This window comes from Moorena sp. SIO3B2 (assembly GCF_010692525.1).
Lineage (GTDB): Bacteria > Cyanobacteriota > Cyanobacteriia > Cyanobacteriales > Coleofasciculaceae > Moorena > Moorena producens.
On record NZ_JAAHHE010000192.1, the window covers coordinates 1 to 12,229 of the forward strand.

The following is a 12,229-nucleotide window of genomic DNA, read 5'->3' on the forward strand; positions in this document are numbered from 1 at the left end:
CATGAGGGGGCTATAGATAATGTACAAATATTCGGCATTTGTGACATGCTCCCCTGATGACCTATTACCCATTACCTATTACCCATTACCTATTACCCATTACCTATTACCCATTACCTATTACCCAGATAAGCGTACAAATGTTCTGCATAAGTGACATGCTCCCGGTTAGGGGGGATCTATGTACCTAATTACAAAGGTGACATGCTCCCGGCTGAGTTGGTCAATTCTCGCCCAAGAATATAACTCCTGGATTATAAACCTCTATCGGTTTTTCCTGGAGAACGCTCACTAGTAGTTGGATTAGATTCTGGTGCGGGAATTTCTTTAGTGTCTTGATTATCTGTTTCGACATTTTCATCACTCGATTCAGCTTTTACTTCAGCTTCTTCAGGAGTTGTTACTGTTTCCTGAGAGTCGGAGCGAGGGTCCCCTAAGGGGTTAGTATCGCCAGCTGTATTTTCTACTACTTGATCTTCAGAATTTTGGTTAGATTCTGTATTTTCCATAGCCACTTTTTTTAACCCCAACTGATATGATACAGGGTAAGCGCAAGACTCAATAAAGAGGAATTATTGGCGTTGCTGATTCTGGGTATGATTGAGCCCCCCTAGCCCCCCTAACCCCCCAATACTGCGGTGGGAGCAGTGGCGAATTTAATTCGACGACTGTAAGCGCACCGGGGGGGGAAGAGCACGGATGCAACGCTATTTTACAGATGGGGACCAACGGGGGCTTTCCCAAAACCAGAGGATTTAAATTAATACTTCAATTCAGCAACGCCGAATTATTCTTAACAATAGCGATAAATAAGCGCTATAGTGCTAAGAATCAAGGCTTACTATGGTCATAATCCTTGCCCTAGATCACATTTTGGCTGAATATTTCTTGAGCTTACCCTGCTGTATGATAATAATCTCTATTTATACTATAGCATATTAAGAGCTGATTTGTCAAGGGATATAGAACCATTGCGCTGCCAGGCTTTAATTCAGGGTATTTTGAGCCCTGAATTAAAGCTCCTGACTCCTCGGATAGGTAGGGTACTTGCGTATACAAAAAATACCAATTCAAGTAGGGTGGGCAAAGTAATCTCCGACAAGAATACTCCAAAAAACCAAACTGTTTTTGCCCACCCTACAAGCTGGCTTAGCCTTTCTCTACTGCACCTAGAGCTTTTAACGTGTTTTTCTGAGGTTTTGTTAACCCAATGGCGTTTTTAATATTCATCCCTTCATAGGGTCGATCAATTCTCAGGGTTTTTACACATTTACCGGTTTCCACATCCCAAAGCTTAATGGTTTCATCTTCGCTGCTACTCACTAACACAGGACGATTAGGACTAAAGGCAATTGACCGGATTGCTTTGTGGTGTCCCTGAAATAGTTTGAGAACAGTACCTGTACTGATATCCCACAGTTGAACAGTCTGGTCATCACTGCCACTGGCTAAACTCTTGCCATCTGGACTAAAGGCAATTGTTCTGACTCTAGATGTGTGACCGGATAAGGTTTGTAGACATTGCCCCGTCTCAACATCCCACAGTTTAATCGTCTGGTCTCCACTGGCACTCGCCAGCAGATTTCCACCGGGACTGAACACAACCGATAAAACCCAATCCCCTTGACCTGGCAATGTTTGTAGACAGGTTCCCGTACTGACATCCCAAAGTTTGATCGTGTTGTCATGGCTACCACTGGCTAGGATTTTACCGCAGGGACTGAAACTAATAGTTTTGACATGGTGAATATGCCCTTCTAAGGTGTGCAGACATTCTCCCGTATGCCAATCCCAAAGCTTTACCGTTTGGTCACGACTGGCACTGGCTAAAATTTCTCCCTCTGGACTGAAGCTGACCGCATGCACCCAACTATCGTGTCCCCACAGTGTTTGCAAACACTCTCCTGTATTTGCATCCCAAAGTTTGATAGTTGTGTCGTCACTGCTACTGGCCAGAATCTGATCGTCTTTGGGAGCAAAAGTGACCGATGAGACCAGATTAGTATGTCCTGACAAGGTTTGTAGACATTGCCCCCTATCAATATCCCACAATCTTACCCGTTGGTCTTCGCTACTACTGGCCAACATTTCACCATCTGGACTAAAAGCAACGGATAAGATCCAATTACTATACCCATCCACTGTTCTTAAACATTGTCCCGTGTGGATATCCCATAACTTCATGGTTTGGTTTTCACTCACACTCAGCAAGGTTTGACCATCGGGATTAACAGCAACCAACCAAATCCGTGAAGCGTAGCTATTGCCTAAAGGGGAATTGCTATACTCGTGCAACGTTTGTAGACATTTCCCGGTTGCCACGTCCCAGATTTTAACCGTTGTATCCTCACTACCCGTCACCAGTGTTTTACCATCTGGGCTGAAAGCAACTGACCACACATGACTGTTGTAGTCTGGTAAGGTTTTAATACACTCACCACTGGCTAAATCCCAAAATTTTACCGTTGTGCCATCACTTCCAGTTGCCAATGTTTCTCCATCTGGGCTAAGGGCAATCGATAATACCCAATTGATCGGGATTTCTAGGACTTGCAGGCAAGAACCAGTGTTGACATCCCAGACTCTCACAGTTTGGTCTTCGCCCCCAGTGACCAAGGTTTGTGCATTGGGGGTGAAGGTAGTAAAAAATACTGGATTGCTATGGCCTGACAAGGTTTGCAGACATTTTCCGGTGTGGACATTCCACAGCTTTACCGTTTGGTCATGGCTACCACTGGCTAAAATTTCTCCCTCTGGACTAAAAGCTAGGGATTGCACCCAACTGGTATGACCTCGCAGTGTTTTCAGACATTGCCCGGTGTGGACATTCCACAACCTGATTGTTTGGTCGTTACTACCACTGGCTAAAATTTCTCCCTCTGGACTAACAGCCAGGGATTGCACCCAAGCGGTATGACCATTGCAGGTAATAATTTGTTTAATGTTGGCAACATCCCACAACCAAATCTCATTATCAACACTGGTTGCCAGGAGTTTCCCATCTGGGCTAAAGGTCGCTGATAAAACCCCCCCTAAGGTGCGAGTCAAAGCCGACTTACTTAAATCGGCATTGGCGAAGTTGACTCGATGCAAATTCATGCCCTGTAGGTAAGCTTGCCAAACCGTTAAGTTAGAAAAATCATAGCCACTCAGGTCAAGATCAAGCTGCCAGAGTAAATTGACAACATTCCCCCCGGCATATCCGGGTTTTCGAGGGGGAAAAGACTTCAGTTTTGATAAAATTTGATTCAAATAGTTTTGCACATTTTCCGGGAGACCAAGCAGGTTGAGGAGTTGTTCGGTAATCGGTTTTAGAATCAGCTCAATTTGGGCATTTCTCAGATAATCTTTGGCTTGGGCTTTGATTAAGGCACAGCGCTCCAATAGTGCTATTTCTCCCGTTTGAATTTCTTGAAAAATCTGTTCAATTAAGCGATCGCTGACATACTCCATCACCACCGGTTGTTGAGTGAATTTTCCCGAAGTCTTCTCAATCATTGAGCGCAATTGTAGAGATTCTAAGCTTTCTAATAAATGTTTGAATGAAACAACCGGAATAATGTCCCCTTGTAGCTCCTTAAATGAGACCCATTCTCGATTAATGGTCAGCCAGTACATCACCTGTTGTTCTATAGTTGACAAGCGATTAAACTGCTGGTCCATTAAATCGGAAATATCACCAAAGACAATAGTGCCTTCTTCTAAAAACTGAGCCACATCGCCGTCAAACAACTCATAAATTGTGGTGGCAACAATCTTCAAGGCTAAAGGATTGCCCCCATAAAACTCTACCAGTGCTTGACATTCGTCTTTTGAGACAGAAAAGCCTTTTTCGGCGAGAATTTTCTCCCCTTCTCCCTCTGTTAAGCCAGGTAACCTCAGGGAACGAATGGGAGCGTTTACACCTTCTTTATTCCTAATTTCTCTGGGTTTCTCCCGAGTGGTCAACACCAGACAACTTTGATGGTTAGTCTCGCCCCAGCTTCTGAGCAGCTGCCCATAGCCTTCATATCCTGGGCGATAGGCTCCTGCCCGTTGGTCAGGGGATAGAATTGACTCTACATTATCTAAGATCAACAAACAACGCTCTGCCCGCAGATAGTCGATTAAACAGGATATTTTACCATCTAAGTTTTCGGGTAAAGTGGTTTCTTGCTGATCGGACAAAAACCCAATCAGGTCCGTCAAAAGCTCGTGAATGGGTGGCGCATTACGCAAACTTCGCCAAATCAGGTACTGAAATTCCGATTGTAGAAGCTGGGCTAACTTGACAGACAAAGTTGTTTTACCAATTCCACCCATGCCAATTAAGGTAATCAGTCGGCAATGGTCATTAATAATCCATTGTTTGAGTGTGGCTAATTCTTCCTTGCGCCCGTAGAAATTGGTAACATCAATTGCTTCTCCCAAGTCTTGGCGTTTGGGGGAGGTTGTGATCTGTGGCTTTTGATCTACAGTCTGGGATGGCAGGTCCTCTACAGTCTGGGATAGTACATCATCTACAGCCTGGGATGGCAGGTCAACATCCAAATTGGCAATGGCTCTCCATTCCAGTGCCAATTTCTGAGAAAGTTCTTCAAAAGTAATATAGTCAACGGGTTTACCGGTCAGGAAGTTGCTGACTGTGGCTAAGGCAAACCCCACATCTTCAGCCAAAGCCCTCTGGCTCTGAAAACCGTTACGCCTGACTGCCAGTTTAACTTTTTCAATGCACTCCTTACGGACTTTGAGCGACCTGGGCATGGCTGATGGGATCCTGACTGTAGGGATTATACCATTGACAGAGGAAAATTCAGTCACAAGTTCGTCACAAGTTAGTCACAAGTCAGATCATCTCAGGCGGTAAGTCAGTATGCAGTGGGGTTTGATGAATATATAGCAATTGAAGGCAAAAGGCAAAAGGCAATAGGCAATAGTTCTGTAGGGTGCGTTAGGGGCGCTCACCCTAATTTTCAGCCTCAACGCCCGGGTTAGGTTGCTGCCCGTAACGCACCACTGAGTCAAACAACTGCTATATATTCTAGTAATTTTATCCTAAATAAAACCATGAATGTGCTCTATAAAAAACTGTTGGCAAGAACAACGTTATGGCTATTGTTAGAAATTTGGCTCAACTTCCTTGGACTAGATAACCTAGCTGATTACAGCGAATTTATCTTTGATAATAATTTCAGCAGCCCCAGTGGACTGCTAAAAATCGAAATAATTTGAGCGCTAAATGGAAAACGGAAAACAACCAATTAGTTGCTCGATGGCATTTGAAATAACCCCAAGTAATTTATCATAATCACATTTCACCATGACTAATCAAAAACTCTTGACCAAACCCATTTGTATTGATGTTAACCAAGTGGCGGCTTCAAGCACATCTGAACTTCATAAACCGGATAAAAAACTAGATTCTGTTAAACACTATTTAAGTTTACCACAATCAATCAAAGCAGAAGCTACTAAACCCGAAAGCAGTAAGCCAGAGTTAGATTCAGAAGAAGGTTTGCCATTACTGCTCAAAGCAATTATTGAAGGCTTTGTTGATGGGGTGCTGATTCTAAATACTAACAAAAAGTTGTTTCATGCCAATGAGTCTGGACGTCGAATGTGCTCTCAAATCTCTCAAGGTAAGTCACCGATAAATTCTATCCCTCAGGCAATTTGGCGAGTTTGCGAATCATTAATTGATAGTCGTGAGTTGTTTGGCGATCGCAAACTAATTCTCGAAGCTGAAATTAACGTGGATAAGTCAGTTAAATTTCGGGTTAGGGTTAGATGGTTAACGTTAGAATTATCCCGAGATCCTTATCTGTTATTCACCCTAGAAGATAAACATCAATCTACCAAAAATTCCGCTATCACTGATGCTATTAAATATGGGTTAAGTCACCGGGAGAAGGAAGTATGGTTACTTAAAAAAGCGAACTTTACTTACGAAGAAATTGCACAGCAGCTATGTATCAGCATCAATACTGTTAAGAAGCACCTGAAAAACATTTACGCTAAACAAAAAGAAGTGATGCAGTATTAACATTAATATATATAGCGTTTTTCCTAGCTATGAGGTACACAGAATTTTTGTAAGCATTCAGCCGTCAGCCGTCAGCCAAGGCCAAAGGCCAAAGGCTAGGCTACGGGAATAGCCAGGCTAAGAATGGCTCACGCTACTTGAGGTGCTGACGTAACAGAGATTAAACCAATGCTTACTTGTTTTATTCAAAAGCTGTTCGGTGTAGCACCTTAAGTAGCGCATTAGCTGATAGCTGACGGCTGATAGCTGATAGCTGAATGCTTACGAATTTTTTCCCGATTCCCGATTCCCGATTCCCGATTCCCGATTCCCGATTCCCTAAAAAAAAATGAAAACAGAAACAAAATTAGACGAGATTAATCTATTAAAAAGTATATCTCTTGGCGATCGCACTGCCTTTTGGCAGTTATGGCTGGTCAATCAAGACTATCTTTACGGTCGGTGCGTAACTTGGATGGGAGGCGATCGCACCAATGCTGAAGAAGCATTAAGTTTGGCCAGAATCAAGGCGTGGGAGAAACTACCACACCACGCCGAAAAAATTACTAATCCCAAAGCATGGCTAACTCGAATGACTCATAACCTCTGCGTAGATCTGCATCGAAAACGCCACAGAGGTGCAATCGGTATGGAGAGCATTGAAGAAATGGCAGGGGGAGAACACCAGACATTAGCTTCTAGTGATTACTCTCCTGAGTCAGCTCTTCTCCGTCGCGAGTTACGAATGTACATCCGCCGTGAAATAGACGCTCTGTCTCCCCAACTGCGAGAGCCTTTTGTGCTGCATTTTTACCAAGATATACCCTACCCAGACATTGCCAAAAAACTTGCTCTCTCGGTGGATAACGTTTACAAACGCATTCAAAAGGGGCGAGCAATTATGGAAAAGCAGTTGAAGCGGTATCTATCAGGCATAGATGATTATCACCCCTTGTTAAAAGATATTGAAAAGGATGATAGTTGGGATGAAGTGAAAACTAAAAAATCAGTTATTCCATCTCAAAATGCGACAACAAAAGAGTGCCATTTTGAGCAAATTAATGATAAAATTAATTATGAGGTAACAGCGATATGTCTAGAAACACTAACCCCTGTTTGGTAACCTTATCCCAGTCTTCAAAGGTCCAGTTAAATGTACAACTGGTATTAGATAAAAAAACCACCCGAAAACAGCAGAAGTTGAAAACCTTAACTAACTATGTGCAGCAGTATCCCTCTGGATGGAAAAAACGGTTGGAATTGGCTGATTTGCTCTATAAAAGTGGAAACTGGGAGCAGGCTGTTAAGGAGTATGACCAAGTTATTCAGCGGCAACCTCAATTAATTCAGGTAAGGTTGAAACTGGGGAAACTTTTACAGTTGATGGGAGAGGTGGCTAAGGCAATTGAGGTTTATGAGAGTGCTTTGCCATTATCCAGTAATGTTGCTACTGGGCATCATATCCGGGGTTTGATAGAGGTCTGTCGCCGTCAGCCAGAGAAAGCAGTAAAAGCCTTTGAGACAGCCGCATCTTCTGAGCCAGAAAATCCGTCTCACTGGTTAGCATGGGGGCGAGTTGAGATGGAACTGGATAATGCTCACGCTGCTCTGAAAGCTTTTGAGCAAATCTTGTTACTTCAGCCAGATGATATTGTTGCTATGATTCACAGTTATGATGCACTCCTAATACTGGGTGATTTTCAGTCAGCAGAGTTGAGGTTAAGTAGAGCAGAACAGTTAGCCCCTGGTGATTACTCAGTTTTAAAACGACGCTTGGCCTATCGTTGCCGGATGAAATTAGTATTGGGTAAAGAAGGAAAGCAGACTAAAAAGATAGTTAATGCTGTATTGAAACTGGCTCCCCACTCCGCTGATGCTCATAAGTTACAGGCTGACTATTATCGGTTGCGAGGAGAATCAGCAAAAAGCGTGGCTATATTGAAGCAATTTACTGAGCAGTACCCAAATAATCCTCATGGCTGGTGTTATTATTCCCGGTTTTTGTCTGACCAATAATAGTTGTAGGGTGCGTTAATGAAATGTAACGCACCATCTAAAATGGATTGTAATAATTTTTGATCCGAAGTTCCCTACTCCCTACTCCCTACTCCCTGTTCCCTGTTCCCTGTTCCCTTTGCTATAAGTGATTCCTAGGTCGTAAAACCAATGACACAATCATCTTCCCATCACACTGTAAGGCGAGGACAGGTTTTTCCGGAGAAACGACTGTCTCCTGAAGAAAAAGCCAGAATTAAAGCAGAAGATGCAGTGTTTTATAAGCGTTGTCGAGAGCTCTTTGAGCGAGTACAACCAGAGTTGATTCAAGAGCATTATGATTGGTTTATTATTATTGAATCTGATAGTGGAGAGTATTTTATCGATAAAGATGAAAAGGTAGCACTTTCCAAATCCCGTTCTAAACATCCAGGTAAAAAGTGTATTATTATGCAAATTAATGAAACGGGAACTTGTGGCAGAATATGATCCAAGGTGAATTTAATAGTCGAGGGGAGTTATTTTTTGAAATTGGCTTGATGTCTGCTGATGGGGAGATTTTTCCCGTTATGGCACTGTTAGATACAGGGTTTACTGCGGAAGCATGTCACTTATGCAGAACCAAAGTACTAAATTTGGGTAATAGGTAATAGGTAATAGGTAATAGGTAATAGGGGGAGCATTTACTTATTTATATTTGTACATTATCTATAGCCCCCTCATGGGTAATTGCTTCCGCTAATGGGACATAGTACTTTTGTTCTGCAACTTTGACCTGCTCCCGTTTACTGCTGATTTATCATAATACCAAAAACTGCTCGGATATCTTGACTACTGTTCCCTGTTCCCAGATCCGCTGTTCCCTGTTCCCTTTTTATATCAATCCTATGTTCACATCTCAAATAAAAACGCTATATGAGGTAAAGGTAGTTATTGAGGAAGAGGAGTTTACGGTTGAAGTGTTACGCGGAAATGAACTGGTCAATAGTCTTTTAGGTGTTTTGTGGTTACGAACAAAGCGTTTAGTTGTGGATTTTCCCATGGGAGTGTTAACCCTAGGATAAGCGATGCTCAGCAAAGAGCTGCTATGGGAAAGTATTACTGACAGTTAAAGAGGTGCGTTACACTCACATCTTGCACCATTCTCAATAAGCTTGGTTCATGTAGGGTGGGCAGTGCACCAGACAGATAATGAAGCTTGCAAAGCGCCTTGGTAGGCACTGCCCACCCTACGATTAATGACAATGGTGCAAGATCTCAGTTACACTTGGTTAACGCACCCGACAAGATCAGGGATTAGCCCAAAGGGCAGTGCTTCGCGATTGACCGTAGGTCACGCTACGCGAACGCACTAATTCGGGATCTTTAGCAAAAGATATTGGTTCTTCAGTACCTTTTATGCTAAACCGACAGTTAAAAAACTCAGAAAGCTTACGGTACAAGGGTTCTTAGGCTATTTAACTAGCAAAATTTTCTGAATACGGCCTCTTTCCCCTGCTCCGTTCGCGTTTGGCCCACGGCCTCAGTCCCTTTGCCAAAGTGTTTATTTAGCATGACCGTAGAGTCAAGATATCATCGATGGCACGATAGGTTTTTTTACTGACAATCCCATCAACAATCAAGTGGTTAGGATCAGATTCGTAGAGGGTTTCGTTGTAGTCGCTTTGGAACTTCATTACTACCTGTTCTGTTTGGGAGCCAAACTGTCCGTCAATAACCAAATAATAGCCCATGTAGCAATTTAAGAACTGCTGGAGAAAGCGGACAGCTTGACCGGCTTTTCCCTTTTTCAAAACTGGTAGGTGGGTGACGTAAGCAGCGTTAGCCTGACTAGTTACTTCAGAACCATTAGCTAGTGCCAAACCATTAGCTAGTGCAGAACCATTAGCTGCTGCAGAACCATTAGCTAGTACAGAGTTAGAATTGATAGTGTTAGTTCCCATGATTGATTTATTTTCCTTGATGATTTGACGTTTACTAGGAAAACCTTTTCAGGTTTCGACATTGGACAAAGTTTTTATTTTCTGTCTTTTGTCTCTACACCCTTAAGACGATCTCAAAACCCTATTTTGGAATTTTTCGAGTTAGCACCAATTTTTGTCGATCGACTCACCCCATTAAACCCACTTCACCTCTCAAACCCCTCTTGCCATCTAACTTGTAGCCGTTTCAGTGTCAGGGACAATTGGGTGCATCTCAATGGATGAAATTAGGCAAAAATTCCCACACTTCCCGCGCCCCCGCCCCTTCTTTTTTACAAATATGAGATGCACCAGGGACAATTTACCCCTGGTGCAACCGAGGCTAGATCCCTGCCCTTGTGTTTGTTACAGAGAGTACAAGATAACGCTAAATTGGATTAATTACTAACAGTAACGAGCTGTATAGACCAAATAGCCGGTCGGGACTTTATGGGATTATGTTAGCATCAAAAAACCCCCTTAACGGGGGCTGTTCAGAGGTAAACTTGAGACTCTCTGTCTCCTATGACTACTATTTGATAATCTTTGAAGATCTTAATAACTGGACGTAGTACAGCAATTTGCTCCACGCTTATTACTACTCCCTTTCTTTTTTAATAATTTATAGTACACTGGTATGGCTCTTTTCTGATAGCTGACACTCACCATTAATAGATTGTTATCTTGCCACTTAGTTCCATCAATGATAACCAGAATACGAATTCCTTTTTAGAAATGATTGTTGACGAAATATTTAATAATTGGAAAGCAGATTAATGGTACACTAATCTTTTTAAGACTCAAGAAGATTTGTAAATGTCGCCGACGACTTTCATAAAGAATAGGTAAAGGTAAATAAGCCGCTAACTTTTAAAGTGTTACTTGTTTGTGAGCTGGCAGTAAGGAAACTAGTAACACTTTAAAAGTTAGGATTTGTTTGTGATTTAAGTAAAGCTGGAGATGTTGTTGATAAGATAGTAATTGATTTAACATTTTCTCGGTCATTACTCATGATACAGACCGAGATTTTTTTACCATTAATCATCAGCCATTGTGAAGACACTGGTTTGTTAACACAGAACATCAACTCACCACTGGGGTAGTAGCGATGGTACTACCCCAGTGGTGTTAGATTATCATTATCATAGACGGTCGGGATGAAATCCCTTGATTTTTTCCCCAGGGTTAATTGCTACAACCCTCCTTGTCTCTTAGGTTCTGGCTGCTTGTCACCCCGTGAGAGCAAAACATATTACCAATGGCACGATAGGTTTCTTTACCGACAATCCCATCAACAATCAAGTAGTCAGGATTAGATTTGCCCTGGTAGTTGTAGTCGCTTTGGAAATTCCTTACTGCCTGTTCTGTTTGGGAGCCAAACTGTCCGTCAATAACCAAAGAATACTCCGTGTAGCAATTTAAGAACTGCTGGAGAAAGCGGACAGCTTCACCGGCTGTTCCCTTTTTCAAAACTGGTAGGTGGGTGACGTAAGCAGCGTTAGCCTGACTAGTTACTTCAGAACCATTAGCTAGTACAGATTTAGAATTGATAGTGTTAGTTAGCATGAGGGATTTCTTTTCCTTAATGATTTGACGTTTACTAGGAAAACCTTTTCAGGTTTCGACATTGGACAAAGTTTTTATTTTCTGTCTTTTGTCTCTACACCCTTAAGACGATCTCAAAACCCTATTTTGGAATTTTTCGAGTTAGCAGCAATTTTTTGTTCTCGACTGACCCCATTAAACCGATTTCAAAGCCCAAAACCCTTTTGTCAGCTAACTTGTAGCCGTTTCAGTGTGTTTGTTGAAAAAGGGATGCTCCCAGCCGCTACCCGAACCCATTACTGATCGCAAAAAAGGTGCGTTAACAACGTGTAACGCACCTGACCAGATCAGGGATTAGCCCAAAGAGCGGTTCGCGATTGACCGTCACGGTACGCGAACGCACTAATTCGGCATCTTTAGCAAAACATATTACCGATGGCACGATAGGTTTCTTTACCGACAATCCCATCAACAATCAAGTAGTCAGGATTAGATTTGTAGAGGGAGTTATAGTAGCTTTGGAAATCCCTTACTGCCTGTTCTGTTTGGGAGCCAAACTGTCCGTCAAGAACCAAAGAATAGCCCATGAAGCAATTGAATAACTGCTGGAGAAAGCGGACAGCTTCACCGGCTGTTCCCTTTTTCAAAACTGGTAGGTGGGTGACGTAAGCAGCGTTAGCCTGACTAGTTACTTCAGAACCATTAGCTAGTACAGATTTAGAATTGA

Annotated in this window: 12 protein-coding genes; 6 read left to right on the forward strand and 6 right to left on the reverse strand. The window is 42.5% G+C overall.

Annotation, left to right across the window (positions count from 1 at the left end):
* The first annotated feature begins 19 nt into the window (after positions 1–19).
* A complete protein-coding gene (locus tag F6K38_RS26905; protein ID WP_154659939.1) occupies positions 20–157 on the forward strand; it encodes a hypothetical protein in 138 nt (45 codons plus the stop codon).
* Between the two features lie 97 nt (positions 158–254).
* On the opposite strand, the gene F6K38_RS26910 is transcribed toward F6K38_RS26905, so the two are convergent.
* Positions 255–509, reverse strand: coding sequence for a hypothetical protein (locus F6K38_RS26910; protein WP_287358123.1), 255 nt, complete (start codon positions 507–509; stop codon positions 255–257).
* 640 nt (positions 510–1,149) lie between these two features.
* Entirely contained in the window at positions 1,150–4,743 is a 3,594-nt protein-coding gene (locus tag F6K38_RS26915; RefSeq protein WP_287358126.1) for a WD40 repeat domain-containing protein, read from the reverse strand.
* 556 nt (positions 4,744–5,299) lie between these two features.
* On the opposite strand from F6K38_RS26915, the gene F6K38_RS26920 reads away from it, so the two are divergent.
* A complete protein-coding gene (locus F6K38_RS26920) occupies positions 5,300–6,022 on the forward strand; it encodes a helix-turn-helix transcriptional regulator (protein ID WP_287358130.1) in 723 nt (240 codons plus the stop codon).
* A gap of 221 nt (positions 6,023–6,243) precedes the next feature.
* Here F6K38_RS26920 and F6K38_RS26925 read toward each other — a convergent pair whose 3' ends face one another.
* Positions 6,244–6,366 carry a hypothetical protein gene (locus F6K38_RS26925; RefSeq protein ID WP_267872106.1) on the reverse strand — a complete coding sequence of 41 codons (123 nt, stop codon included), beginning with the start codon at positions 6,364–6,366 and terminating at the stop codon, positions 6,244–6,246.
* Here F6K38_RS26925 and F6K38_RS26930 point away from each other — a divergent pair.
* From F6K38_RS26930 to F6K38_RS26945, 4 genes are all read left to right on the forward strand, one after another.
* On the forward strand, positions 6,351–7,124 hold the full coding sequence (locus F6K38_RS26930; protein WP_008189195.1) for an RNA polymerase sigma factor: 774 nt from the start codon (positions 6,351–6,353) through the stop codon (positions 7,122–7,124). The two genes, F6K38_RS26925 and F6K38_RS26930, sit on opposite strands and share 16 nt — an antisense overlap.
* Positions 7,094–8,017, forward strand: coding sequence for a tetratricopeptide repeat protein (locus F6K38_RS26935; protein WP_131826993.1), 924 nt, complete (start codon positions 7,094–7,096; stop codon positions 8,015–8,017). Before F6K38_RS26930 ends, F6K38_RS26935 begins: the two co-directional genes overlap by 31 nt.
* Before the next feature lie 150 nt (positions 8,018–8,167).
* Positions 8,168–8,485, forward strand: a complete 318-nt coding sequence (locus F6K38_RS26940; protein WP_008189192.1) for a hypothetical protein — start codon at positions 8,168–8,170, stop codon at positions 8,483–8,485.
* 398 nt (positions 8,486–8,883) lie between these two features.
* Entirely contained in the window at positions 8,884–9,060 is a 177-nt protein-coding gene (locus tag F6K38_RS26945) for a hypothetical protein (RefSeq protein ID WP_008189188.1), read from the forward strand.
* Between the two features lie 483 nt (positions 9,061–9,543).
* On the opposite strand, the gene F6K38_RS26950 is transcribed toward F6K38_RS26945, so the two are convergent.
* The 3 genes from F6K38_RS26950 to F6K38_RS26960 form a co-directional block, all read right to left on the reverse strand.
* Entirely contained in the window at positions 9,544–9,939 is a 396-nt protein-coding gene (locus F6K38_RS26950) for a peptidoglycan-binding domain-containing protein (protein ID WP_008189184.1), read from the reverse strand.
* A 1,203-nt stretch (positions 9,940–11,142) separates the two neighbouring features.
* Positions 11,143–11,523: a peptidoglycan-binding domain-containing protein gene (locus F6K38_RS26955; RefSeq protein WP_287358133.1), complete on the reverse strand. Its 381-nt coding sequence runs from the start codon at positions 11,521–11,523 to the stop codon at positions 11,143–11,145.
* A 395-nt stretch (positions 11,524–11,918) separates the two neighbouring features.
* The coding region (locus F6K38_RS26960) for a peptidoglycan-binding domain-containing protein (RefSeq protein WP_287358136.1) at positions 11,919–12,229 on the reverse strand (311 nt) is incomplete at its 5' end.